This window comes from Mesorhizobium sp. Arg314, from assembly GCF_053714275.1.
In genome coordinates this window covers 1-25,482 of sequence record NZ_JBSKBP010000057.1, presented here as the reverse complement: position 1 = coordinate 25,482, position 25,482 = coordinate 1, and the positions used below count along the sequence as shown (strand labels likewise).

Below are 25,482 nucleotides of genomic sequence, written 5' to 3'. Positions count from 1 at the left end.
GACGTGACGGGCATCGTGACGCTGCCTGCCGGCACCGAAATGGTCATGCCTGGCGACAACATCACCGTCGACGTCGAACTGATCGTGCCGATCGCGATGGAAGAGAAGCTGCGCTTCGCCATCCGTGAAGGCGGCCGCACCGTCGGTGCCGGCATCGTCGTCACAATCAAGGAATAATCGATCCGGCTATCGCCGGTTCGACAAGGAAGGGCGGTCTTCGGGCCGCCCTTTTAGTTTTGGAAACAGTATTGCCAGGACTTTTTCAATTCTGTTGCAACCGTCGTCGCCGCAACTAGTATGGGTTGTACCCAAGGGCTTGCCAGACGTGGTTTCCACATTCCGTCCTAAGACCATACGGTGCTGGCGCGGACTGCTGCGCCTGGGATTGGCCGCTGCCATGGGGCTGGCCGCCTTCGGTGCCGCCGCAAAGGAAGAACCGCCGGACTACGGTCCGACGATGCGCTTCGTGGTCGTGCGCAGCAGCGCGCCGGGCTGCGAGCCGAACTGCCCGGAATGGATTTCAGCCGAAGGGACGATCGACGCGGGCACGCCGATGCTGCTCAGGCGGCTGCTGAAGGCGCTCGGCGGGCGGCAACTGCCGATCGTCGTCGATTCTCCCGGCGGCAACGTCGATGCCGCGCTTCAGCTTGGCCGCATGGTCCGCAAGAACAAGCTCGATATCGCGGTCGGCATTACGGAGTTTTCCGGCTGCTCGCCGGCGATGAAGAATTGCCGGGACAATGACGGCAAAGGCCAGTCCTTTTCCGGTGTTGCTCCCTATTTCGGCGTTGCCCACGACAGCGGCGCGATGTGCAACTCGGCGTGCCCGCTGATGTTTGCCGGCGGCATCCGCCGCGTCGTTGGTGAATGGGCCTATCTCGGCGTCCACCAGATCACCACCACCTTCCGGCGCGAGAAGCTGCTCTACCGCACGACCTATCGCATTGTGAACGGTAAGAAGAAGATCATCAGCACCGAGATCGTCAGCCGCAAGAATGCCGGCAGTTACAAGACCTATGAGATGAGCAAGGCGGTCGAGAAGCGGCTGTCGGGTTATTTGAAGGAGATGGGCGTCGAACAGGGCGTGCTGGGCGTGATGAAGGCGACGCCTGCCAGCGACATCAGGCAGATCGAGCCCGAAGACATGCTGGAGATGAAGCTCGTCACCAGCCTCGATTCGCTCGATTTGCTGACCGAGAGGACCATTTGCCAACATGACCCGGTGCCGATGAATTGCCGGGAGGTGCCGGCGAACGGCAAGCCGGCCGCTGTCGCGGCGGTCGTGCCTTCTCCCATTGCCCCGGCTCCCGCGCCCGAGGCCCAGGAACAGGAGATGCGCTTCGTTCTTGTTCGCGGCAGCAATCCGCTTTGCAATCCCGATTGTCCGGAATGGATTTCGGCGGAAGGCACGATCGCCGCAGGCACTGCCGACAAGTTGCGCCAGCTGCTCGATACGGTCCGTGAGCGCCGGTTGCCCGTCGTAATCAACTCGCCGGGTGGAGATGTGCAGGCCGCGCTTGCCGCGGGCCGGCTGATCCGCGAGCGCGGGTTGGATGTCGCGGTCGCCCGAACGGATTTTCTCGATTGCGATCCGGGCACCGTGGGGGTCGTCGCAACCGACGGTCTCCATACCGGCCTCACCGTCGATGCAGGCGCCGAATGCGACGCCGCCTGCGCGGTGATGATCGCCGGCGGCGTCAGACGCCTGGTTGGCGCCGATGCGCATTTCCTGGTGCATTCCATGGGCATGGAAAAGAAGGTCAGGGCGTATCTCGACGAGATGGCGATCGGCTCGGGCTTTTTCGTCGCGATGCAGTCGGCCGAATATGCGAAGCACAGGGAACTCAGCCGGGACGAACTGCAGAAATTCGGACTGACGACCGGTCCGCAATCCGTGGACGCGCTGACGGGCGCCACCATTTGCAGATCCGCGCCCAGGCCGGACAATTGCCGGGTTCTTCCGGCCGCCGATGCCGAGGCAAAGGCGCCGGCGAAATTGTAATCCTATTCTCGCACTGGCCATGGGGGCAGGTTGAGGCGGGCAGGGCTTCCGCTATCCTTTGCGACCACCGACAACGGAGGATCGGCGATGCGCGAGGGTATTCCGACTTTGCATGAATGGGCCGGGGGCAGCGAGGCGCTCAACCGGCTGACGCGGACCTTCTATGACAGGGTGGCGCGGGATCCGATCGTCGGTCCGGTGTTCAAGCACATGTCGCCGGACCATCCGGCGCATGTCGCCGCCTTTATCGGCGAGGTCTTCGGCGGGCCGAAGACCTATAGCGAAAGGCATGGCGGCCACCGCGAGATGGTGATGCATCATCTCGGCAAGCACCTGACCGAAGAGCAGCGCCGCCGCTGGATCAATCTCCTTGCCGACTCGGCGGATGAGGTCGGCCTGCCGGATGATCCCGAGTTCCGCTCCGCCTTCATGGGTTACGTCGAATGGGGATCGCGGCTGGCGAAGATGAACTCGAATCTCGGCGAGACCTGCGATCCCGAGACCGAGCCGATGCCGGCCTGGGGCTGGGGCGTGCCGGGCGGACCGTATAAGCCGCCGGCCGGGAAGCCGTAGGCGCGGGCGGGTCGTTCCGTGAGCGCGATCCGTTGCCGGCGCAAATGGAATCCAGATTTCCGGCAATGGTTCTAAAACGGCATGCGAGTGCTCTTTACAGAGTGCCCGGAAGCTTTTAGGAAGCGCCTGCGCGCAAAAACGCGCATACACGGGCATAGCTCAGTTGGTAGAGCGGCGGTCTCCAAAACCGCAGGTCGTAGGTTCGAGCCCTGCTGCCCGTGCCATCCATCAGAGGGCGACGGTCGCCGCGTTTTCGTGAAAGTTCCGGACGGGAATCGCTCAGACTTTTCCCTGAATTGTATTGGCGGCCAGCTTGTCGAGGGTGATGGGCAGGTCGCGCACGCGAATACCGGTGGCATTGAACACCGCGTTGGCAACGGCCGCGGCCACGCCGGTCGTACCGATCTCGCCGATGCCGCGCGCGCCCATCGGCGTGCGCGGGTCGGGGATGTCGGTCCACAGCACATCGATCTGCGGCACGTCCAGATGCACCGGCACATGGTAGTCAGCCAGCGACGTGCTGATGATCCGGCCGCTCCGCTCATCGAGCAGCGTCTCTTCCGCCAGCGCCATTCCCAGCCCCATGATCATGCCGCCCTTGAACTGGCTGGTGGCTGTTTTCGCGTTGAGAATGCGGCCGCAATCGAAGGCGCCGACCAGGCGATCGATCCGAATTTCCCCGGTAACCTCGCTCACGCGCAGATGGCAGAAGATGGCCGATGTGCTGTGCATGGAGAATTTGAGCATCTCCAGCGGCGCGCCGCTTTCGCCCGTGACGCTGAGCTCGTCGCGCCCGGAGCGGCGAAAGATCGAAGCGAAGCTCTCGTACCGCGAAGGGTCGTCGATGCTGCGCAGCCCGCTGTCGGCGAATTCGACCTCGCTCACCCTGAGCCCCGCCAGCGGCGTGTCGTTGCCGGCGAGGCGCAACAACTCGGCTGCAAGCTTGCCGCTCGCTGCACTGATAGCCGCGCCGAGCGAGGCTGTCTGGGACGATCCGCCGGCGAAGCTGGCGAAGGGCAGGCAGGAGTCGCCGATGGTCACCGAGACGCTGTCGAGCGGCAGGCCGAGCCGGTCCGCGGCGTGCTGGCGTTGCACGGTCGCGGTCCCCATTCCCATCTCTTGCGCGGCACTTGCGACATGCGCGCGACCGCCAGCGTCGAGGGTGATGCGCGCGGACGTGCCGGGCATGCGGGCGAAAGGGAAGGTTCCGCCCGCGCAGCCCATGCCGATCAGCCATTCCCCTTGGCGCCGTGCGCGAGGCGCGGGGGCGCGCAGCGCCCAACCAATGCGCTCGGCACCCATGTCGTACGCGGTCATCACGGCGCTCTGCGAATGGGGAGCGCCGCTGATCGGATCGCAGGAAGCGACGTTGCGGCGCCGCAACTCGACCGGGTCCATCCCGAGCTCATGGGCGAGTTCGTCCATCGCGCATTCGATCGCGAAAGTTCCCGGAGCCTCTCCGGGAGCACGCATGAAAGAGTTGGCCACGAGGTCGAGATCGACATGGTGCTGAACGATGTCGAAGCTTCCGGACGCATAGAGCGATCGCCCGGTGAGGCTGAAGCCTTCGTCGCATATGCTGTGCTTCGGCTTGGTAGCATAACCATGGTGCAACAGGGCGGTGAGCTTTCCATCGGCACCGGCCCCCAGAGCGACGCGCTGCTCGGTCTGGGTGCGACCGCCGACAAGGCGGTGCATGCTCGCCCGCGAAAGCCTGACGCGCACCGGTCGCCCGGCGAGCTTCGCCGCGGCGGCGCCAACGATCTGATGATCCCACATTCCCTTTGCGCCGAAGCCACCGCCGACGAAGGGTGAACTGACGAAGACATCCGCCTCTTTCAGCCCGAACACCTTCGCCAGGGACCCCGCCGTGGCGTGGATCATCTGCGTCGTGTCGTGAACGATCAGCCGTCCGTCCTGCCAGGCGATCGTAGCGGCGTGCGGTTCGATCGGATTGTGGCTCTGCCACGGCGTCCTGTAGACCGCATCCACCTTGTACGCCGCTTCGGCCAGCTTCTTTCTGGCGTTTCCCTTGTCGACCCGGTTCCGTTCGATCAGGATCGAGTCCGGCGTGCTTGCAACTTTCTTGCCGTCCTCGAACCGCGTGCGTGACGGCTGGGCATCGTAACGAATCCGGACCAGCGTGGCGGCATGTTCGGCCTGTTCGCGGGTTTCGGCCAGGATGACGGCCACCGCCTGTCCGTTCCACCGGATTTCGGCGTCCTGCATCACCGGAAGCGTATGGTTGCCTGCCGCCTTTAGATTGGTGATGCCGATCGCGGGAGGCACCGACATCTTCGGCGCGTTGCGATATGTCATCACCAGCGCGACCCCCGGAGCGGCTTCGGCGGCGGAAACATCGAGCTCGACGATCTTGCCGCGCGCGATGGTGGAATGGACAAAGGCGGCATGGAGCAGGTTCTCCATCGTCACTTCGGCGGCGAAGCGGGCCGCGCCGCGCACCTTGTCCGGACCGTCTATCCGCGGCTGCTGGGTTCCCAGCGTCGCGCGCTTCTGGATGATCGGATCCGGCGTGCCGCCGGGCAGCCAGCTTGCGGGGACGCGGCCCAGCACCGTGCGGACTCCGCCGACGAGGGCATTCTGCAGCTTGCTCATGCGGGGTCTCCTGCCAGCGATTCAAGGACGGCGGCGATCGTGCGCTGCGCCAGGCCGATCTTGAACGCATTGCCTTCGAGCGGCCGCGCCTCGGCCAGTTCCTCTTCTGCCGCGGCGTGGAAGTTTGCCCGCGTTGCCGGCAATCCGCGAAGCGCAACCTCCGCACGCGTGGCGCGCCATGGCTTTGCGGCCACGCCGCCAAGCGCGATCCGAACCTCGGCGACCTTGCCCTCGACCACGTCCAGGCCAGCCGCCACGGAAACCAGGGCGAATGCATAGCTCGAACGGTCGCGGACCTTGCGATACTCGGAATTCGCCATTGCGGGGGTCGCGGGCGGAAGCTCTACCGCGGTGATCATCTCCCCGGGCTGCAAGACAGTCTCGATTTGTGGACTGGCGCCGGGCAAGGCGTGGAACTCGGCGAGCGGCACCGTTCGCTCACCAGCGGGGCCGGCGAGATGCACCACCGCCGAGAGCGCGGCAAGCGCCACGCACATGTCCGAGGGATGGGTCGCCACGCAGTCGTTCGACGCACCCAGAATGGCGTGGTAGCGGTTGAACCCGCCGATCGCGTCACAGCCACCACCGGGCTGCCGCTTGTTACATCGCGCTCCGTCCACATCGTAGAAGTAGGCGCAGCGCGTCCGCTGCATGATGTTGCCGCCGACCGTCGCCATGTTGCGGATCTGCGCCGAGGCACCGGCGAGCAGCGCGCGCGACAGCATCGGATAGCGTGCGCGGATCAGCGGCTGCGCGGCTAAAACGCTGTTCTTCATCGATGCGCCGATGAGCAGCGCGCCGCCAGCGGCCTCCTGAATGTCGGCGGCGAGGCGGCTGACATCGACCAGTTCGGAAGCAGACTCGACATTCTGCCTGAGCAGATCGACGAGGTTGGTACCCCCGCCGATGAACCGCGCGCCGCCGGCAGCGCCAAGCGACAGGGCTTCCGCACGATCGCGTGCGATACGAAATGCAAAGGGCGTCATGCCGGCTCTCCAGCAAGCATTTCCTCGATCGCTTCGACAATGCCGTTATGCGCTCCGCAACGGCACAGATTGCCGCTCATGCGCTCACGGATTTCCTCGCGGGTCGGCCGGACCGGGCCTGCGGCGAGATCGGCAGTCACGTGACTTGGATCGCCGCGCCGCAACTCCCGCGCCATGGCGATCGCCGAGCAGATCTGGCCCGGAGTGCAATAGCCGCACTGGAGGCCGTCATGCTCGATGAAAGCCTGTTGCAGGGGGTGAAGGCCACCGTCTGGTCCCTGCAGCCCTTCGATCGTGCGAACATCGCGCCCCTCGGCCTGCGCCGCGAGCGTGAGGCAGGACAGCACCCGCTCGCCGTCCAGCAACACGGTGCAGGCGCCGCAGGCACCCTGGTTGCAACCGAGCTTCGTGCCGGTTAGGCCAAGCCGTTCGCGCAACATGTCGAGCAGCGACACGCGCGCATCGTCTGGAACGGGATAATCGGATCCGTTGATCATGATGGTCACAGGCGTCTCCATTCAGGACCGGCAGCGGAAAGCCGGCGAGCCTACCATCATAATAGTACGAAATTCGTACTATTCAACTTTCGTATCTGCGATTTTCTCGGTAAGTCGGATCAATTCCTGTTGTTCGCTCGCGTCGAGCGACCTGAGCATCGCTATGCAGGCGTTGCGGTAGCCGGCTTTTTGATCGCCGACCACCTGCACGCCCTTTGCCGTGGCGGTGAGGGCTACCGTCCGGCGGTTCTCTTCCGGCCTGCGGCGCTCGACCAGTCCCTTGCGCACAAGCCTGTCGATGGCCGAGGACATGGTCGTCGGCGCGACATCGAGATAGCGGGCGACGTCCGCCGCCCCGCATCCGGCATTGTCGCAGATGAAGACCAGCGTTTGAGCGTCGAGCGCGTTAAGTGCGTTCTCCGCCGCCGCCACGGCTTCGGCTACCTTGAACCGGCGCGTGAAGCGCTCGAAGGCAATGGTAAGCTGCTCAACCTGTTCTTGCGTCGGCTCGGTCATCGCTCCAAGAAAGCATGCCACAGGCATGGATGCCAAGCGATGCGCGGCGATGCCGCCTGGCCGCGTCCACATGACGCAAAACCCAGCCCGGTATTTGAAAATCGCCGGGCGGCTTGCCATATGGCGTGAATTAGGGCATAAGCCCCCGCATAGCCGGGACGGGACGACTGGATGGTTCCGAGGCGGCGTTAGAACATAAAGCGGACGCTTGCCACTTGCGTGGATTGAGAATCGGTTTTATGTAGACGGAACAGACACGCGACGCGTGGAGCTGGGAAGCCGGCTTTACGCGTCTGATTTGCGTGGGTGCAATGGTGGTGCTGATTCGGCGCCGCACAGAGCCCAGGCGGTACGTCCCGGCCAGCGGGATCATCCAGGAGGCCCGGCCAACGGGTCTTGAAAACAGGCGGCACATGGCTTCGAAAACCACCAACCCCTTCACCTTTCTCCAGCAGGTTCGCGCGGAGACGGCCAAGGTGACATGGCCTTCGCGGCGCGAAACCATGATCTCGACGGTGATGGTGCTCGTGTTCGCGGTCATCGCGATGATCTTTTTCTTCACCGCCGACATAGCCATGGGCTATGCGATCGAGAAGATTCTGGGCCTCGGGCATTAATTCGGCGATTACGGAGAGGTCGTGAAATGACTGCGCGCTGGTATATCGTCCACGCCTATTCGAACTTCGAGAAGAAGGTCGCCGAGGATATTGAGAACAAGGCCAAGCAGAAGGGCCTGTCCGGCGAGATCGAGCAGATCGTGGTCCCGACCGAGAAGGTCGTCGAGATCCGCCGTGGCCGCAAGGTTGATGCCGAGCGCAAGTTCTTCCCGGGCTATGTGCTTCTGAAGGCCAACCTGACCGACGCTGTCTTCTCGCTGGTCAAGAACACGCCGAAGGTCACTGGCTTCCTGGGGGACTCCAAGCCGGTGCCGATCACCGAGGCAGAGGCGCAGCGCATCCTGAACCAGGTCCAGGAAGGCGTCGAGCGGCCGAAGCCCTCGGTCACCTTCGAGATCGGCGAGGCGATCCGCGTTTCGGATGGTCCGTTCGCGTCGTTCAACGGCGTCGTCCAGGAGGTGGACGAGGAGCGTGCCCGCCTCAAGGTGGAAGTTTCGATCTTCGGGCGCGCCGTGCCTGTCGATCTGGAATTCGGACAAGTCGAAAAGGGCTGATCCGGAAAACCCTGCGCCGACAGGTGTCAGGAGCGGTTGCTTGAAGCGCCGCATGAGCGGGTGGGAGGCGAAGGCGGCACAGCCGGCCGTCGGAACCGCACCACCAGACTGCAACCGCCGGTGTTCCCAGATCGTGGGGCCGGCATGAGAAAAGGCAGGAATAGAGATGGCTAAGAAAGTTGCAGGCCAGCTCAAGCTCCAGGTTGCCGCGGGCTCGGCCACGCCGTCGCCCCCGATCGGCCCGGCGCTTGGTCAGCGCGGCATCAACATCATGGAATTCTGCAAGGCGTTCAACGCGCAGACCCAGGAGCTCGAGAAGGGATCGCCGATCCCGGTCGTCATCACCTACTACCAGGACAAGTCGTTCACCTTCGTCATGAAGACGCCGCCGGTGAGCTACTTCCTGAAGAAGGCCGCCAACCTGAAGTCGGGCTCCAAGGAGCCGGGCAAGACCAAGGTCGGCACGATCAGCCGCGACAAGGTGCGCGCGATCGCCGAGCAGAAGATGAAGGACCTGAACGCAAACGACGTCGAGGCGGCCATGCGCATGGTCGAGGGCTCCGCCCGCTCGATGGGCCTGGAAGTGGTGGGCTAAGATCATGGCAAAGATTGCAAAGCGTGTTGCCAAGAGCCGCGAAGGCATCGATCCGAACAAGGCTTATGCGCTCTCCGAAGCGCTGCAGCTGCTCAAGGACCGGTCCAAGGTGAAGTTCGACGAGACCGTCGAGATCTCGATGAATCTCGGCGTCGATCCGCGTCATGCCGACCAGATGGTCCGCGGCGTGGTCAACCTGCCGAACGGCACCGGCCGCTCCGTGCGTGTCGCCGTGTTCGCCCGTGGCGACAAGGCCGAGGAAGCCAAGGCCGCCGGCGCCGATATCGTTGGCGCCGAGGACCTGGTCGACATCGTCCAGAAGGGCACGATCGATTTCGATCGCTGCATCGCCACCCCGGACATGATGCCGCTGGTCGGCCGTCTGGGTAAGGTGCTCGGCCCGCGCGGCATGATGCCGAACCCGAAGGTCGGCACCGTGACCACCGATGTGGCCGCGGCCGTCAAGGCTTCGAAGGGCGGCGCCGTCGAGTTCCGCGTCGAGAAGGCCGGCATTGTCCAGGCCGGCGTCGGCAAGGTCTCGTTCGACGTCAAGGCGCTGGAAGAGAATGTGCGGGCCTTCGCCGACGCGGTGAACAAGGCCAAGCCGACCGGCGCCAAGGGCAACTACGTCAAGAAGGTGTCCGTCACCTCGACGATGGGCCCGGGCCTCAAGCTCGACCTCGCGACGCTCGCCGCGTCGTAAGTGTCATCCGGTCGGCCAACGCCGATCGCAAAAGAATTCCGGGCCGCCGATCCGTCGGCGGCCCGGTACCCGGAAGCCGAAAGGTTTCCGGATATCCTGTCCGAGATTGCAGGCGGCCCAAAAGCCTTAATTCATGTGGGCCTGCATGAGACGGGTGAAGACCCAACAAAGGAGCGGAAAGCTCCAATGAAAGGTTCGAACCGTGTTTGCCTTTTGTCAGCGCATCGCCGGCTTGGCCGTCGATGTGGCGAAAGGGGGCAGGATCCTCGAGCGCCGTTCGGGAGATCCAGGATTTGGATGGCCCGGCCGGCAAAAGGCAACCCGACTTCTGACCTCGGAAATGAGGCAGGGGTCAACTGGAGATAGGCAGTGGACAGAGCGGAAAAGCGCGAACTCGTCACGGGCCTGAACGAAGCGTTCGGAAACGCGGGTTCAGTCGTCGTGGCCCACTACGCCGGTATCACCGTGGCGCAAATGAACGACCTTCGGTCGAAAATGCGCGCTGCCGGTGGCACCGTCAAAGTCGCGAAGAACCGTCTCGCCAAGATCGCTCTTCAGGGCACGGACTCCGCATCGATCATCGATCTGTTCAAGGGACAGACGCTGGTCGCTTATTCGGAGGATCCGGTTGCGGCGCCGAAGGTCACGTCCGATTTCGCCAAGGGGAATGACAAGTTGATCATTCTCGGCGGCGCGATGGGCTCGACCTCGCTCAACGCCGACGGTGTGAAGGCACTCGCCACACTTCCGTCGCTCGACGAGCTGCGCGCCAGGCTGGTTGGCATGATCGCCACGCCGGCAACCCGGATTGCCCAGATCGTCAATGCGCCCGCGGCTTCGGTCGCGCGTGTCATCGGCGCTTACGCCCGGAAGGACGAGGCGGCATGAGGCCGTTCCTCGCTGTCAACAACACACGTTCGAACCAAGTAAAGGAATACAACAATGGCTGATCTGGCAAAGATCGTAGACGACCTTTCGAAGCTGACCGTCCTCGAGGCGGCCGAGCTGTCGAAGCTCCTGGAAGAGAAGTGGGGCGTTTCGGCTGCTGCTCCGGTGGCGGTCGCCGCTGCTGGCGGCGCTGGTGCCGCTGCTGCTGCTCCGGTTGAAGAGAAGACGGAATTCGACGTCGTTCTCGCCGACGCCGGCGCCCAGAAGATCAACGTCATCAAGGAAGTCCGCGCCATCACCGGCCTTGGCCTCAAGGAAGCCAAGGACCTGGTCGAAGCGGCTCCGAAGCCGGTCAAGGAAGGCGTTTCCAAGGCTGACGCCGACAAGTTCAAGGCTCAGCTGGAAGCAGCTGGCGCCAAGGTCGAGCTGAAGTAAGGCGTATCAAGCGGCGGGCGGCCTCGCGCCGTCCGCCACTCCCTTGCCGTGCAGGGGAGAACGCGTAGCGCGAGAACAGACGAGAACCTCTTTCCTGAGGGCCGCGGACCGGCCCTCAGGAAACGGGTTTTGTCCCGTTTTAGCCGGCAGCCGCCACGCAATTGGCAAGGGCAGCCGGAGAACAGACAGAGAGCCGCCGCCCAGGTGGCTCGGCATGCAAGGCGAACCACGGCGAGGTTCGCCCCGAGTTCAGAGCTAAGGAGCGACGATGGCCCAGACCCAGACTTTCAATGGCCGCAGACGCGTACGCAAGTTCTTCGGAAAGATCCCGGAAGTTGCGGAGATGCCGAACCTCATCGAGGTTCAGAAGGCATCCTATGACCAGTTCCTGATGGTGGACGAGCCCAAGGGCGGCCGTCCGGACGAAGGGCTGCAGGCTGTTTTCAAGTCGGTCTTCCCGATCTCCGACTTTTCCGCCTCCTCTATGCTGGAGTTCGTGAAGTATGAGTTCGAGGCACCGAAATTCGACGTTGACGAGTGCCGTCAGCGCGACCTGACTTATGCCGCGCCGCTCAAGGTGACGCTGCGCCTCATCGTGTTCGATATCGACGAGGATACCGGCGCGAAGTCGATCAAGGACATCAAGGAGCAGGACGTCTATATGGGCGACATGCCGCTCATGACGTCGAACGGCACCTTCATCGTCAACGGCACCGAGCGCGTCATCGTCTCCCAGATGCACCGTTCGCCGGGCGTCTTCTTCGACCATGACAAGGGCAAGTCGCACTCGTCGGGCAAGCTTCTGTTCGCCGCACGCGTCATCCCGTACCGCGGCTCGTGGCTCGACATCGAGTTCGATTCCAAGGACGTCGTGCACGCCCGCATCGACCGTCGCCGCAAGATTCCGGTGACGTCGCTGTTGATGGCGCTCGGCATGGACGGCGAAGAGATCCTGTCGACCTTCTACAACAAGGTCACCTACAAGCGCGCCGGCGACCACTGGCGCATTCCGTTCAACGTCGAGCGCTTCCGCGGCCTCAAGGCAGTCGGCGATCTGGTTGATGCCGACACCGGCGAAATCGTCGTCGAGCAAGGCAAGAAGATCACCGCCCGCCAGGCCCGCCAGCTTGGCGAGAAGGGTCTCAAGGCCATCAAGGCGACCGACGAGGATCTGCTCGGCAACTACCTCGCCGAGGACATCGTCAACTACGCCACCGGCGAGATATTCCTCGAGGCAGGCGACGAGATCGACGACAAGACGCTGAAGGTGCTGCTCGGCACCGGCGAGGACGAGATCCAGATTCTGGACATCGACCATGTCAATGTCGGCGCCTATATCCGCAACACGCTCAACGTCGACAAGAACGAGAGCCGCCAGGACGCGCTGTTCGACATCTACCGTGTCATGCGCCCGGGCGAGCCGCCGACGCTGGAAACCGCCGAAGCCATGTTCAACTCGCTGTTCTTCGACAGCGAGCGCTACGATCTGTCGGCCGTCGGCCGCGTCAAGATGAACATGCGCCTCGAGCTCAAGGCCGAGGACACCGTGCGCGTGCTGCGCAAGGAAGACATCCTGGCCGTGGTCAAGACGCTGGTCGAGCTGCGCGACGGCAAGGGCGAGATCGACGACATCGACAATCTCGGCAACCGCCGCGTGCGCTCGGTCGGCGAGCTCATGGAGAACCAGTACCGCGTCGGCCTGCTGCGCATGGAGCGCGCGATCAAGGAACGCATGTCCTCGATCGAGATCGACACGGTCATGCCGCAGGACCTGATCAACGCCAAGCCGGCGGCAGCCGCCGTGCGCGAGTTCTTCGGCTCCTCGCAGCTGTCCCAGTTCATGGACCAGACCAACCCGCTGTCGGAGATCACCCACAAGCGTCGCCTGTCGGCGCTTGGACCGGGCGGTCTGACCCGCGAGCGCGCCGGCTTCGAGGTGCGCGACGTGCACCCGACGCATTACGGCCGCATCTGCCCGATCGAGACGCCGGAAGGCCCGAATATCGGCCTGATCAACTCGCTCGCCACTTTCGCGCGCGTCAACAAGTACGGCTTCATCGAAAGCCCGTACCGCAAGATCGTGGGCGGCAAGCTGACCAACGAGGTCGTCTATTTGTCGGCGATGGAAGAGGCCAAGCACTATGTCGCGCAGGCCAACGCCGAGCTCGACAAGAATGGCGGCTTTGTCGACGAGTTCGTCATTTGCCGTAATGCCGGCGAAGTGATGATGGCGCCGCGTGAAAACGTCGACCTGATGGACGTGTCGCCGAAGCAGATGGTGTCTGTTGCGGCGGCGCTCATCCCGTTCCTCGAGAACGACGACGCCAACCGCGCGCTGATGGGCTCGAACATGCAGCGTCAGGCCGTGCCGCTGGTGCGCGCCGAGGCTCCGTTCGTCGGCACCGGCATGGAGCCGGTCGTCGCCCGTGACTCGGGCGCGGCCATCGGCGCCCGCCGCGGCGGCGTGGTCGATCAGGTGGACGCCACCCGTATCGTCATCCGCGCCACGGAAGATCTCGATCCCGGCAAGTCCGGCGTCGATATCTACCGGCTGATGAAGTTCCAGCGTTCGAACCAGAACACCTGCATCAACCAGCGTCCGCTGGTGCGCATGGGCGACCGCGTCAACAAGGGCGACATCATTGCCGACGGTCCGTCGACCGAGCTCGGCGATCTGGCGCTCGGCCGCAACGTGCTCGTCGCGTTCATGCCGTGGAACGGCTACAACTACGAGGACTCGATCCTGCTCTCCGAGCGCATCGTGGCCGACGACGTCTTCACCTCGATCCACATCGAGGAGTTCGAGGTCATGGCGCGCGACACCAAGCTCGGGCCGGAGGAAATTACGCGCGACATCCCGAACGTTTCGGAAGAGGCGCTGAAGAACCTCGACGAAGCCGGCATCGTCTATATCGGTGCTGAAGTGCAGCCGGGCGACATCCTGGTCGGCAAGATCACGCCGAAGGGCGAAAGCCCGATGACGCCGGAGGAAAAGCTTCTGCGCGCCATCTTCGGCGAGAAGGCCTCGGATGTCCGCGATACCTCCATGCGCATGCCTCCGGGCACCTTCGGCACGGTCGTCGAAGTGCGCGTCTTCAACCGCCACGGCGTGGAGAAGGACGAGCGCGCCATGGCGATCGAGCGCGAGGAGATCGAGCGTCTGGCCAAGGACCGCGACGACGAACAGGCGATCCTCGACCGCAACGTCTATGCGCGTCTTTCCGACGTGCTGGTCGGCAAGGAGGCGATTGCCGGACCGAAGGGCTTCAAGAAGGGCTCGAAGCTGTCGAAGGACACGCTCGACGAGTATCCGCGTTCGCAGTGGTGGCAGTTCGCCGTGGAGAACGAAAAGCTCCAGAGTGAGCTCGAGGCCCTGCGCGGCCAGTATGACGAGTCCAAGAAGGCGCTCGAGCAGCGCTTCATGGACAAGGTCGAGAAGGTGCAGCGCGGCGACGAAATGCCTCCGGGCGTCATGAAGATGGTCAAGGTCTTCGTGGCGGTGAAGCGCAAGATGCAGCCGGGCGACAAGATGGCCGGCCGTCACGGCAACAAGGGTGTCGTGTCGCGCATCGTTCCGGTCGAGGACATGCCTTTCCTCGAGGACGGCACGCATGCCGATATCGTGCTCAACCCGCTGGGTGTGCCGAGCCGCATGAATGTCGGCCAGATCCTGGAAACGCATCTGGGCTGGGCTTGCGCCGGCATGGGCAGGAAGATCGGCGAGCTGATCGACGCGTACAAGGCGGGCGGCGACATCAAGCCGCTGCGCAAGACGCTCGAAAGCTTCATGCCTGCCAATGACCGTAACGAGCCGGTGCGCAGCTACGACGACGAGAGCATCGTTCGCCTGAGCGAACAGATGCGCCGCGGCGTCTCGATTGCGACCCCGGTGTTCGACGGCGCCCATGAAGCCGACATCAACACCATGCTGGAGCAGGCTGGCCTGCACACCAGCGGTCAGTCGCAGCTTTATGACGGCCGCACCGGCGAGCCGTTCGATCGCAAGGTGACGATGGGCTATATCTATATGCTCAAGCTGCATCACCTGGTGGACGACAAGATCCACGCGCGTTCGATCGGTCCGTACTCGCTCGTTACCCAGCAGCCGCTGGGCGGCAAGGCGCAGTTCGGCGGCCAGCGCTTCGGCGAAATGGAGGTCTGGGCGCTCGAAGCCTACGGCGCCGCCTACACGCTGCAGGAAATGCTGACGGTGAAGTCGGACGACGTCGCCGGCCGTACCAAGGTCTACGAGGCGATCGTGCGCGGCGACGACACGTTCGAGGCGGGCATCCCGGAGAGCTTCAACGTTCTCGTCAAGGAGATGCGCTCGCTGGGTCTCAATGTGGAGCTGGAGAATACCCAGGTTGAAGAGAACCAGACGCGCCTGCCCGACGCTGCCGAATAAGGCAATGGCGCGCCGCTCTAAGACGCGGCGCGCCCTTCAAACCTTTCGGCCGGTTTGACCGGCCAGTCTGCGGACATTTCGTCCGCGATCGATGCAAGGGGTTATCGAGGACCCCGAAAAGGAGAACGGCATGAACCAAGAGGTCATGAATCTCTTCAACCCGCAGGCGCCTGCGCAGGTGTTCGATTCCATCCGGATCTCGCTTGCCAGCCCAGAGAAGATTCTGTCCTGGTCGTTCGGCGAGATCAAGAAGCCGGAGACCATCAACTACCGCACCTTCAAGCCGGAGCGTGACGGCCTGTTCTGCGCGCGCATTTTTGGCCCGATCAAGGACTATGAGTGCCTGTGCGGCAAGTACAAGCGCATGAAGTACAAGGGCGTCATCTGCGAAAAGTGCGGCGTCGAAGTCACGCTGTCGCGCGTTCGCCGCGAGCGCATGGGCCATATCGAGCTCGCCGCTCCCGTCGCCCATATCTGGTTCCTGAAGTCGCTGCCCTCGCGCATCGGCACGCTGCTCGACATGACGCTCAAGGACATCGAGCGCGTGCTCTACTTCGAGAACTACATCGTCACCGAGCCCGGCCTCACCGCGCTGAAGGAGAACCAGCTCCTCAGCGAGGAAGAGTACATGCTTGCCGTCGACGAGTATGGCGAGGATAGCTTCACCGCCATGATCGGCGCCGAGGCCATCCATGACCTGCTTGCAGGCATGGACCTGGAGAAGATCGCCGGCGACCTGCGTTCGGAGCTGGCTTCGACCACGTCCGAGCTCAAGCAGAAGAAGTACCTGAAGCGGCTCAAGGTCGTGGAAAACTTCATGGAATCCGGCAATCGTCCGGAATGGATGATCATGAAGGTGGTTCCGGTGATCCCGCCGGACCTGCGCCCGCTTGTCCCGCTGGACGGCGGCCGTTTCGCCACGTCCGATCTCAACGACCTCTACCGCCGCGTCATCAACCGCAACAACCGCCTGAAGCGGCTGATCGAGCTGCGCGCCCCCGGCATCATCGTGCGCAACGAAAAGCGCATGCTGCAGGAAGCCGTCGATGCGCTGTTCGACAACGGCCGTCGCGGCCGCGTCATCACCGGCGCCAACAAGCGTCCGCTGAAGTCGCTGTCCGATATGTTGAAGGGCAAGCAGGGCCGGTTCCGCCAGAACCTGCTCGGCAAGCGCGTCGACTATTCCGGCCGCTCGGTCATCGTGACCGGTCCGGAGCTCAAGCTGCATCAGTGCGGCCTGCCGAAGAAGATGGCGCTCGAGCTCTTCAAGCCCTTCATCTATGCCCGCCTCGACGCCAAGGGTTTCTCCTCGACCGTCAAGCAGGCCAAGAAGCTGGTCGAGAAGGAGCGTCCGGAAGTCTGGGATATCCTTGACGAGGTCATCCGCGAGCATCCGGTGCTCTTGAACCGCGCGCCGACGCTGCACCGCCTCGGCATCCAGGCGTTCGAGCCGATCCTGATCGAAGGCAAGGCGATCCAGCTGCATCCGCTGGTCTGCACCGCCTTCAACGCCGACTTCGACGGCGACCAGATGGCGGTCCACGTGCCGCTGTCGCTGGAAGCGCAGCTCGAAGCCCGCGTGCTGATGATGTCGACCAACAACATCTTGCACCCGGCCTCCGGCGCGCCGATCATCGTGCCGTCGCAGGACATGGTTCTCGGTCTCTACTACCTCTCGATCGTCAACCAGAACGAGCCGGGCGAAGGCATGGTGTTTGCCGACATGGGCGAGCTCCAGCATGCGCTGGAGACCAAGGCCGTGACGCTGCACGCCAAGATCAAGGGCCGCTTCCGCACCGTCGACGCCGATGGCAACGTCGTGTCGAAGATCTACGACACCACGCCTGGCCGCATGATCATCGGCGAGCTTCTGCCGAAGAACGTCAACGTGCCGTATGAGACCGCCAACCAGGAGATGACCAAGAAGAACATCTCCAAGATGATCGACACCGTCTACCGCCACTGCGGTCAGAAAGAGACGGTCATCTTCTGCGACCGCATCATGGCGCTCGGCTTCGCCCATGCCTGCCGTGCCGGCATTTCGTTCGGCAAGGACGACATGCTGATCCCGGATACCAAGCTGAAGCTGGTCTCAGACACCGAGGCTTTGGCCAAGGAATACGAGCAGCAGTACAATGACGGCCTGATCACGCAGGGCGAGAAGTACAACAAGGTCGTCGACGCCTGGGCCAAGTGCTCGGAAAAGGTCGCCGACGAGATGATGGCGCGCATCAAGGCGGTGGAGTTCGAGGACAACGGCCGTCAGAAGCCGATGAACTCGATCTACATGATGTCGCATTCGGGTGCGCGCGGTTCGCCCACCCAGATGCGTCAGCTCGCCGGCATGCGCGGCCTGATGGCCAAGCCCTCGGGTGAAATCATCGAGACGCCGATCATCTCGAACTTCAAGGAAGGCCTCACCGTGCTCGAGTACTTCAACTCGACCCACGGCGCCCGCAAGGGTCTGGCCGACACCGCCTTGAAGACGGCGAACTCGGGTTACCTCACCCGTCGTCTCGTCGACGTCGCGCAGGACTGCATCGTCAACTCCGTGGATTGCGGCACCGACAAGGGCCTCACCATGCAGCCGATCGTCGATGCCGGTCAGGTCGTTGCCTCGGTCGGCCAGCGCGTGCTGGGCCGCACCGCGCTCGACGATATCAACCATCCGGTCAGCGGCGACCTGCTGGTCAAGGCCGGCAAGCTGATGGACGAGCGCGATGTGGAGCAGATCGAAAAGGCCGGCGTGCAGTCGATCCGTATTCGCTCGGCGCTGACCTGCGAGGTCAGGACCGGCGTGTGCGCCGTCTGCTACGGACGTGATCTGGCTCGCGGCACCCCCGTCAACCAGGGCGAGGCCGTCGGCGTCATCGCGGCGCAGTCGATCGGCGAGCCGGGCACCCAGCTCACCATGCGTACCTTCCACATGGGCGGCACGGCGCAGGTGGTGGATTCCTCGTTCCTTGAAGCCTCCTATGAGGGCAAGGTGCAGATCCGCAACCGCAACGTGGTGCGCAACTCGGAAGGCCAGCAGATGGTCATGGGCCGCAACATGGCGGTGCTCATCCTCGATGAGACCGGCAAGGAGCGCGCCACGCACCGCGTCGCCTATGGCTCGCGTATCTTCGTGGACGATGGCGACAAGGTGAAGCGCGGCCAGCGTATCGCCGAGTGGGATCCCTATACCCGCCCGATCCTCACCGAAATCGAGGGCAGGGTGGCGTTCGAGGATCTCGTCGACGGCATCTCCGTTCAGGAGACGGCCGACGAGTCGACCGGCATCACCAAGCGTGAGGTCATCGACTGGCGTTCGACGCCGCGCGGCAGCGACCTGAAGCCCTCGATCGTCATCCAGGACGCCAAGGGCAAGGTCGGTAAGCTGTCGAAGGGCGGCGATGCACGATTCCTGCTCTCGGTCGAGGCAATCCTCTCGGTCGAACCGGGCGCGCATGTCCGTCCGGGCGACGTGCTTGCGCGTATCCCGATGGAAAGCGCCAAGACCAAGGACATCACCGGTGGTCTGCCGCGTGTTGCGGAACTGTTCGAGGCTCGCCGTCCGAAGGATCACGCCATCATCGCCGAGATCGATGGCACGATCCGCTTCGGCCGCGACTACAAGAACAAGCGCCGCATCATCATCGAGCCGCATGACTCGACGCTCGAGCCTGTCGAGTATCTGATCCCGAAGGGCAAGCCGTTCCATCTCCAGGACGGCGACGTCATCGAGAAGGGCGACTACATCCTCGACGGCAACCCGGCGCCGCACGACATCCTGGCGATCAAGGGCGTGGAGGCGCTCGCCTCCTACCTCGTCAACGAAATCCAGGAAGTCTACCGTCTGCAGGGCGTGTCGATCAACGACAAGCACATCGAGGTGATCGTTCGCCAGATGCTGCAGAAGGTCGAGATCACCGTCCAGGGCGACTCGACCTACATTCCGGGCGACCATGTCGACGTGATCGAACTGGAAGAGGTCAACGATCGCCTGGTCGAGGACGGCAAGAAGCCGGCCGAAGGCCAGCCGGTGCTCTTGGGCATCACCAAGGCCTCGCTGCAGACGCCGTCCTTCATCTCGGCCGCCTCCTTCCAGGAGACGACCAGGGTGCTTACCGAGGCGGCGGTCGCCGGCAAGACCGACATGCTGCAGGGCCTGAAGGAAAACGTCATCGTCGGCCGTCTGATCCCGGCCGGCACCGGCGGCACGATGAGCCAGATCCGGCGCATCGCCACCTCGCGCGACGAACTCATCATCGACGAGCGCCGCAAGGCCTCCGGTGTCGAGGTCGCCGAGCCGATGCTGACCGACATGGTCAACGCCGCGCAGTAAGCGGCATGAAACGAGAAAAGGAAAAGGGGCCCACGCGGCCCCTTTTCGCGTTTCAGAGCATAATCCCGAACCGAAGGTCAGCGCAGCAAAAAGTGGGCATCGGTTTTCGGAAAAGATCACTCCAACAAAGAAACTGGATCAGGATGACGGCTCCACTAGCCGTCATCCTGATCTAACTTCACGAACGAGGAAAAGCTATGAGCAGCAAGACCTGGACGGCTGTCGACGATTACATCGTTTCCTCTCTTTTCGAAGCGGACCCCGTGCTGGACGCCACGCTGGCGGCCAACCGCGACCAAGGCCTGCCGGCGATCGATGTCTCGGCCGCGCAGGGCAAGTTGCTGTCGTTGCTGGTGCGTATCCGGGGCGCGAAGAAGGTGCTGGAGGTCGGCACGCTTGGCGGCTACTCGACCATCTGGATGGCAAGGGGATTGCCGGCGGACGGCAAGATCGTGACGCTGGAGCTCGATCCGCACCACGCCAAGGTCGCGCGTTCGAACTTCGAGCGGGCAGGGGTTTCCGACAAGATCGACCTGCGGGTCGGTCCCGCGCTTCAGTCGCTTGCGGCGCTGGGAAACGAAAATGCCGGTCCGTTCGACCTGATCTTCATTGATGCCGACAAGCCGAACAACCCTAACTATCTCGCCTGGGCGATGAAGCTGTCGCGCTCAGGCACGGTCATCGTCTGCGATAATGTCATCCGCGACGGCATGGTGCTCAAGGAAGATGGGCGTGACGCCTATGTCGAAGGCGCGCGCGCCGCCTTTTCCTTCATTGGCAGCGACAAGCGGCTGGACGGCACCGCCATCCAGACCGTCGGCGCCAAGGGCTATGATGGGTTTGCGATTGCGCTCGTCGAATGAGGCGACGACCGTCGCCGCTCGCCGCTCCACAGCCTAATCGAAGAACGCCTCGACCACGTTGCGCTTGCCCAGCATGAATGCATCGGCGACGTGCTGCAGCGGGGCGAGATCGACATCGGAAACGCCTGCGCGAACGATCTCCGCGAAGCGCTTGTAAAGCATCGGATATTCGGCTTCCGGATCGTCGTGGACGATCTTGCCGTCGATGGCGAGCTTCGCGCCGCCGCCCGACAGCACCATCTTGCCCTTGTCGGTGTCTGCGACAATGTCCCAACTCTGCGGGCCGGTCTGCAGCCAGTCGAGATCCATTGTCACCGGCAAGCCGGTCGAGGTGCGGAAAGCGACATGCGCCGCGACCGGTGCCGCGCGGTTCCCGGGAAAATCAAGCACGGCCGAGGTGATGAACATCGGCGGCAGGATGTGGGTGGCGATCGACAGCGCGTTGATGCCGGGATCGAACACGCCGAAGCCGCCCGGCTCCCAGATCCATTCCTGGTTAGGATGCCAACGGCGCACGTCTTCCTTCCAGTTGATGGCGGCCGAACTCAGCTTGGCCGAGGCGAGGAAAACGCGCGCGGCCTCCACCGCCGGCGCATAGCGCGAATGCCAGCTGGCAAAGAGCGAGACGCCGTTCTTTTCGGCAAGCGCCTTGAGGTGCTCGACCTCGCTGACCGTGGCGCCCGGCGGCTTTTCGAGGAACACGTGCTTCTTCGCTTCCAGCGCGGTGCGCGCGGCGTCGTAGCGGAACTGCGGCGGCATGCAGAGCGACACCGCCTCGAGGCCAGGTTCGGCCGCAAGCATCGCTTCTATGCCGGGATAGTTCGCTATGCCGTCGACCTTGCCGTGGCGGCTGGCGGCGGCGATAAGCTGATGATTGCCATCCTTGGCGACCGCCGGCAGGTGCTGGTCGCGGACGATCTTTCCCACGCCGACGATGCCGAGCTTGATAGGACTGCTGGTCATGGGAACTCCGGAAAAGGAAGAGTGACTGTTCTAGGTGGGAGCGTTTGCGGTTGAACAGGGGAAGGGCTGTCGCGCCGCGCGGTATCAGAGCGGCTCGTCGAAGGTGACGATCGAGACCTCGCCCTCGAGCGCGCCCTGATAGGCCGACAGATGCGGCTCCTCGTCGGGCTCGCCCTCCATGTCGCCGATCTGGTCGAGCTCGGCCTCCGCGAATCCTTCCGCGGCGAGCGATTCGAGCGCGCGGCGCACGGCAGAATCATCGTCGGGCGCTACCAGCATCACATGCACGCCCTCCGGCTTGCCGCCTTTCTTGCGCCAGACCCGTCCGGTGATGATGGTGACGGGCCTTTCTTCATTGTCGTTCACGGGCTGATTCCTCGTTTGCCGGGAGATTGTCCCGGCCTAAGCCGCCTTTTGGCACGAAGCCGGCGTCGAAGACAGCCGCAAGCCGGTCACTTTCTTCCTCGCTCTCGAAAAAAGACGCAAGAAAATTACATGCGTTTTGCGCATGGCTGCCCAGCCCCGAATTGGCCGCAATATTTGCCGTTCCGGGGTTGACGGGCAATGGCCTTACGAGTAGAAGCCGCCACGTCAGAGCCGATGTGAGACCAGCCTTTCCGAAGCGACGCGCTTTGGAGTTTGTCTCAAACAGGGTTCGTTTTACGAGCGAAAAGACATTTCCGGCGCGCATGAAGCGGCTTCCGCTTCCTCTGCAATTTGTTCGGGCAGGACCGCGAGACGCGGTGTTTTGCCCGAATTCGCGTATGGAAATGACGCTTTGAGCGGCCCTGACAGGGCAGACACGGAATTGAGAGACAAGAGGGTTTAATGCCTACCGTCAACCAGCTGATCCGCAAGCCGCGCCTGGCGCCGGTGAAGCGCAACAAGGTCCCGGCCATGCAGCAGAACCCGCAGAAGCGGGGCGTCTGCACGCGCGTCTACACCACGACGCCGAAGAAGCCGAACTCGGCGCTGCGCAAGGTGGCCAAGATTCGCCTGACCAACGGTTTCGAGGTGATCGGCTACATCCCCGGCGAAGGCCACAACCTCCAGGAACACTCGGTGGTCATGATCCGCGGCGGCCGCGTCAAGGATCTGCCGGGCGTCCGCTACCACATCATCCGCGGCGTGCTCGACACGCAGGGTGTGAAGAACCGCAAGCAGCGTCGTTCGAAATACGGCGCCAAGCGTCCGAAGTAAGGGTTTCCCATGTCCCGTCGTCACAGTGCAGAAAAGCGTGAGATCAATCCGGACCCCAAGTTCGGCGATCTGATCGTCACCAAGTTCATGAACGCCGTCATGTATGACGGCAAGAAGTCGGTTGCCGAGACCATCGTCTACGGCGCGCTGGACCAGGTCCAGGCCAAGACCAAGCAGGAGCCTGTCACCGTCTTCCACCAGGCGCTCGACAATGTCGCGCCGCATGTGGAAGTGCGCTCGCGTCGTGTCGGCGGCGCCACCTACCAGGTTCCGGTCGATGTGCGCCCCGAGCGCCGTCAGGCGCTGGCCATCCGCTGGCTGATCGCCGCCGCGCGCAACCGCAACGAGACCACCATGGTCGACCGCCTTTCGGGCGAGCTGATGGACGCAGCCAACAACCGCGGCACGGCCGTCAAGAAGCGTGAAGACACCCACAAGATGGCAGAAGCCAACCGCGCCTTCGCGCACTACCGCTGGTAAAGCGCGAACGAGACTGAGAGGCACCTCCCATGGCCCGCGAATACAAGATCGAAGACTACCGCAATTTCGGTATCATGGCGCATATCGACGCCGGCAAGACGACGACGACCGAGCGCGTCCTGTATTACACGGGCAAGTCGCACAAGATCGGCGAAGTCCATGACGGCGCCGCCACCATGGACTGGATGGAGCAGGAGCAGGAACGCGGCATCACCATCACCTCGGCTGCGACCACGACCTTCTGGAAGGGTCGCGATGGCAAGATGCGCCGCTTCAATATCATCGACACTCCCGGACACGTCGACTTCACCATCGAAGTCGAGCGCTCGCTGCGCGTGCTCGACGGCGCCATCGCGCTGCTCGACGCCAACGCCGGCGTGGAGCCGCAGACCGAGACCGTGTGGCGCCAGGCCGACAAGTACCACGTGCCGCGCATGATCTTCTGCAACAAGATGGACAAGATCGGCGCCGACTTCTACCGCTCCGAGGAAATGATCGGTTCGCGCCTCGGCGCGCAGGCCGTCGTCATGCAGCTGCCGATCGGCGCCGAGACCGAGTTCAAGGGCGTTGTCGACCTCGTCGAGATGAACGCGCTCGTCTGGCGCGATGAAACCCTTGGCGCTGCTTGGGATGTTGTCGAGATCCCGGCCGACCTCAAGGACAAGGCCGAGCAGTACCGCGAGAAGATGATCGAAGCCGCCGTCGAGATGGACGAGACCGCGCTCGAGAACTACCTCGAAGGCAAGATGCCGTCGAATGACGAAATCCGCGCGCTGATCCGCAAGGGCACCATCGCGGTGAAGTTCTTCCCGATGTTCTGCGGCTCGGCTTTCAAGAACAAGGGCGTGCAGCCGCTGCTCGACGCAGTCGTCGACTACCTGCCGTCGCCGGCCGAAGTTCCGGCCATCAAGGGCGTCGACGCCAAGACCGACGCCGAGATCGAGCGTCATGCCGATGACAACGAGCCACTGTCGATGCTGGCGTTCAAGATCATGAACGACCCGTTCGTCGGCTCGCTGACCTTTGCCCGCATCTATTCGGGCAAGCTCGCCAAGGGCGTGTCGGTCGACAACACCGTGAAGGGCAAGAAGGAGCGCATTGGCCGCATGCTCCAGATGCATGCGAACTCGCGCGCCGACGTCGAAGAAGCTTACGCCGGCGACATCGTTGCCTTGGCGGGCCTCAAGGACACGACCACCGGGGATACGCTCTGCGATCCGCTGCATCCGGTCATCCTAGAGCGCATGGAATTCCCCGATCCGGTCATCCAGATCGCCATCGAGCCGAAGACCAAGAACGACCAGGAAAAGATGGGCCTCGCGCTGCATCGCCTGGCGGCCGAGGATCCGTCCTTCCGCGTCAAGACCGACGAGGAAAGCGGCCAGACCATCATCGCCGGCATGGGCGAACTGCATCTCGACATCATCGTCGACCGCATGCGCCGCGAGTTCAAGGTGGAGGCCAATGTCGGCGCGCCGCAGGTGGCTTATCGCGAGACGATCACCCGCACGCACGAGCAGGATTACACGCACAAGAAGCAGACCGGCGGTACCGGCCAGTTCGCTCGCGTCAAGATCGTCTTCGAGCCGAACACCGAGAGCGAAGAGTTCGTGTTCGAGTCCAAGATCGTCGGCGGTGCGGTTCCGAAGGAATACATCCCGGGCGTCGAGAAGGGCATCAACAGCGTCATGGGTTCCGGCCCGTTCGCCGGCTTCCCGATGATCGGCGTCAAGGCGACGCTGATCGATGGGGCCTTCCACGATGTCGACTCCTCGGTGCTGGCGTTCGAAATCGCCTCCCGCGCCTGCTTCAAGGAAGCCGCTCCGCGCCTCGGCGTGCAGCTTCTGGAGCCGATCATGAAGGTCGAGGTCGTGACGCCGGAAGACTATGTCGGCGGCGTCATCGGCGACCTCAACGGCCGTCGTGGTCAGATCCAGGGTCAGGAAGCGCGCGGCGTTGCCGTCGTCATCAACGCGATGGTGCCTTTGGCCAACATGTTCAAGTACGTCGACAATCTGCGTTCGATGTCGCAGGGCCGCGCCCAGTACACGATGCAGTTCGACCACTACGAGCCGGTTCCGACCGCTGTCGCCCAGGAAGTTCAGAAGAAATACGCGTAACTCGAGCGGGTTGCACGAGACCTTAATTCAAGGCCCGCACGGGCAAGCAGGAATGGAGAGATCACATGGCAAAAGGTAAATTCGAGCGCACCAAGCCGCATGTGAACATTGGCACGATCGGCCACGTCGATCATGGCAAGAC

Annotated in this window: 22 protein-coding genes, 1 tRNA gene and 1 pseudogene; 17 read left to right on the top strand and 7 right to left on the bottom strand. The window is 63.3% G+C overall.

Going from position 1 to position 25,482, the window contains the following annotated elements:
- The 4 genes from ACWGS9_RS31055 to ACWGS9_RS31040 form a co-directional block, all read left to right on the top strand.
- Positions 1 to 177: EF-Tu C-terminal domain-related protein (locus tag ACWGS9_RS31055; protein WP_454508015.1), on the top strand; the 177-nt coding region annotated here is incomplete at its 5' end.
- Between the two features lie 220 nt (positions 178 to 397).
- Positions 398 to 2,002, top strand: a complete 1,605-nt coding sequence (locus ACWGS9_RS31050) for a COG3904 family protein (RefSeq protein ID WP_454508821.1) — start codon at positions 398 to 400, stop codon at positions 2,000 to 2,002.
- 87 nt (positions 2,003 to 2,089) lie between these two features.
- Positions 2,090 to 2,575: a group II truncated hemoglobin gene (locus tag ACWGS9_RS31045; RefSeq protein ID WP_454508820.1), complete on the top strand. Its 486-nt coding sequence runs from the start codon at positions 2,090 to 2,092 to the stop codon at positions 2,573 to 2,575.
- Positions 2,576 to 2,723: 148 nt separating this feature from the next.
- Positions 2,724 to 2,799 (top strand) — tRNA-Trp (locus ACWGS9_RS31040).
- Between the two features lie 55 nt (positions 2,800 to 2,854).
- Here the strand turns inward: ACWGS9_RS31040 and ACWGS9_RS31035 are convergent.
- The 4 genes from ACWGS9_RS31035 to ACWGS9_RS31020 form a co-directional block, all read right to left on the bottom strand.
- Positions 2,855 to 5,191, bottom strand: coding sequence for a xanthine dehydrogenase family protein molybdopterin-binding subunit (locus ACWGS9_RS31035; protein WP_454508819.1), 2,337 nt, complete (start codon positions 5,189 to 5,191; stop codon positions 2,855 to 2,857).
- Complete coding sequence (locus ACWGS9_RS31030; RefSeq protein WP_454508818.1) at positions 5,188 to 6,177, bottom strand: FAD binding domain-containing protein; 990 nt, start codon at positions 6,175 to 6,177, stop codon at positions 5,188 to 5,190. The genes ACWGS9_RS31035 and ACWGS9_RS31030 overlap by 4 nt, the downstream gene beginning before the upstream one ends.
- Positions 6,174 to 6,674: a (2Fe-2S)-binding protein gene (locus ACWGS9_RS31025; RefSeq protein ID WP_454508822.1), complete on the bottom strand. Its 501-nt coding sequence runs from the start codon at positions 6,672 to 6,674 to the stop codon at positions 6,174 to 6,176. The genes ACWGS9_RS31030 and ACWGS9_RS31025 overlap by 4 nt, the downstream gene beginning before the upstream one ends.
- A 78-nt stretch (positions 6,675 to 6,752) precedes the next feature.
- The gene (locus tag ACWGS9_RS31020; RefSeq protein ID WP_454508817.1) at positions 6,753 to 7,190 is read right to left on the bottom strand and encodes a MarR family winged helix-turn-helix transcriptional regulator; all 438 of its coding nucleotides are present in this window, start codon (positions 7,188 to 7,190) and stop codon (positions 6,753 to 6,755) included.
- A 413-nt stretch (positions 7,191 to 7,603) separates the two neighbouring features.
- Here ACWGS9_RS31020 and secE point away from each other — a divergent pair, with 413 nt between their 5' ends.
- From secE to ACWGS9_RS30975, 9 genes are all read left to right on the top strand, one after another.
- Positions 7,604 to 7,807: a preprotein translocase subunit SecE gene (gene secE / locus ACWGS9_RS31015; RefSeq protein ID WP_320214101.1), complete on the top strand. Its 204-nt coding sequence runs from the start codon at positions 7,604 to 7,606 to the stop codon at positions 7,805 to 7,807.
- A 26-nt stretch (positions 7,808 to 7,833) separates the two neighbouring features.
- Positions 7,834 to 8,361 (top strand): transcription termination/antitermination protein NusG, encoded by a 528-nt coding sequence (gene nusG, locus ACWGS9_RS31010; protein ID WP_140807964.1) that lies wholly within the window; start codon positions 7,834 to 7,836, stop codon positions 8,359 to 8,361.
- 166 nt (positions 8,362 to 8,527) lie between these two features.
- Positions 8,528 to 8,956, top strand: a complete 429-nt coding sequence (gene rplK, locus ACWGS9_RS31005) for a 50S ribosomal protein L11 (RefSeq protein WP_042642146.1) — start codon at positions 8,528 to 8,530, stop codon at positions 8,954 to 8,956.
- Positions 8,957 to 8,960: 4 nt separating this feature from the next.
- Positions 8,961 to 9,659, top strand: coding sequence for a 50S ribosomal protein L1 (gene rplA / locus ACWGS9_RS31000; RefSeq protein ID WP_320214045.1), 699 nt, complete (start codon positions 8,961 to 8,963; stop codon positions 9,657 to 9,659).
- Between the two features lie 369 nt (positions 9,660 to 10,028).
- The gene (gene rplJ / locus ACWGS9_RS30995) at positions 10,029 to 10,547 is read left to right on the top strand and encodes a 50S ribosomal protein L10 (RefSeq protein WP_320311058.1); all 519 of its coding nucleotides are present in this window, start codon (positions 10,029 to 10,031) and stop codon (positions 10,545 to 10,547) included.
- 54 nt (positions 10,548 to 10,601) lie between these two features.
- Entirely contained in the window at positions 10,602 to 10,982 is a 381-nt protein-coding gene (gene rplL, locus ACWGS9_RS30990; RefSeq protein ID WP_320311059.1) for a 50S ribosomal protein L7/L12, read from the top strand.
- Between the two features lie 268 nt (positions 10,983 to 11,250).
- Entirely contained in the window at positions 11,251 to 15,387 is a 4,137-nt protein-coding gene (gene rpoB, locus ACWGS9_RS30985) for a DNA-directed RNA polymerase subunit beta (protein ID WP_454508816.1), read from the top strand.
- 130 nt (positions 15,388 to 15,517) lie between these two features.
- Positions 15,518 to 19,714, top strand: a complete 4,197-nt coding sequence (gene rpoC / locus ACWGS9_RS30980; RefSeq protein WP_454508815.1) for a DNA-directed RNA polymerase subunit beta' — start codon at positions 15,518 to 15,520, stop codon at positions 19,712 to 19,714.
- Positions 19,715 to 19,911: 197 nt separating this feature from the next.
- Complete coding sequence (locus ACWGS9_RS30975) at positions 19,912 to 20,577, top strand: O-methyltransferase (RefSeq protein WP_454508814.1); 666 nt, start codon at positions 19,912 to 19,914, stop codon at positions 20,575 to 20,577.
- Positions 20,578 to 20,610: 33 nt separating this feature from the next.
- Here the strand turns inward: ACWGS9_RS30975 and ACWGS9_RS30970 are convergent, their stop codons facing one another.
- The 3 genes from ACWGS9_RS30970 to ACWGS9_RS30960 all read right to left on the bottom strand — a co-directional run bounded on the left by ACWGS9_RS30970 (position 20,611) and on the right by ACWGS9_RS30960 (position 22,231).
- Positions 20,611 to 21,540, bottom strand: coding sequence for a Gfo/Idh/MocA family protein (locus ACWGS9_RS30970; protein WP_454508813.1), 930 nt, complete (start codon positions 21,538 to 21,540; stop codon positions 20,611 to 20,613).
- An 84-nt stretch (positions 21,541 to 21,624) separates the two neighbouring features.
- Entirely contained in the window at positions 21,625 to 21,906 is a 282-nt protein-coding gene (locus ACWGS9_RS30965) for a transcriptional regulator (RefSeq protein WP_095818142.1), read from the bottom strand.
- The gene (locus ACWGS9_RS30960; RefSeq protein ID WP_454508812.1) at positions 21,893 to 22,231 is read right to left on the bottom strand and encodes a hypothetical protein; all 339 of its coding nucleotides are present in this window, start codon (positions 22,229 to 22,231) and stop codon (positions 21,893 to 21,895) included. Before ACWGS9_RS30960 ends, ACWGS9_RS30965 begins: the two co-directional genes overlap by 14 nt.
- Before the next feature lie 137 nt (positions 22,232 to 22,368).
- Here ACWGS9_RS30960 and rpsL point away from each other — a divergent pair, with 137 nt between their 5' ends.
- From rpsL to ACWGS9_RS30940, 4 genes and pseudogenes are all read left to right on the top strand, one after another.
- Positions 22,369 to 22,740, top strand: coding sequence for a 30S ribosomal protein S12 (gene rpsL, locus ACWGS9_RS30955; RefSeq protein ID WP_006202128.1), 372 nt, complete (start codon positions 22,369 to 22,371; stop codon positions 22,738 to 22,740).
- A gap of 9 nt (positions 22,741 to 22,749) precedes the next feature.
- Positions 22,750 to 23,220 (top strand): 30S ribosomal protein S7, encoded by a 471-nt coding sequence (rpsG, locus tag ACWGS9_RS30950; protein ID WP_027170372.1) that lies wholly within the window; start codon positions 22,750 to 22,752, stop codon positions 23,218 to 23,220.
- Positions 23,221 to 23,249: 29 nt separating this feature from the next.
- Positions 23,250 to 25,340: an elongation factor G gene (fusA, locus tag ACWGS9_RS30945; protein ID WP_454508811.1), complete on the top strand. Its 2,091-nt coding sequence runs from the start codon at positions 23,250 to 23,252 to the stop codon at positions 25,338 to 25,340.
- Between the two features lie 65 nt (positions 25,341 to 25,405).
- Positions 25,406 to 25,482, top strand: a pseudogene (locus ACWGS9_RS30940) (GTP-binding protein); the annotation flags it as partial.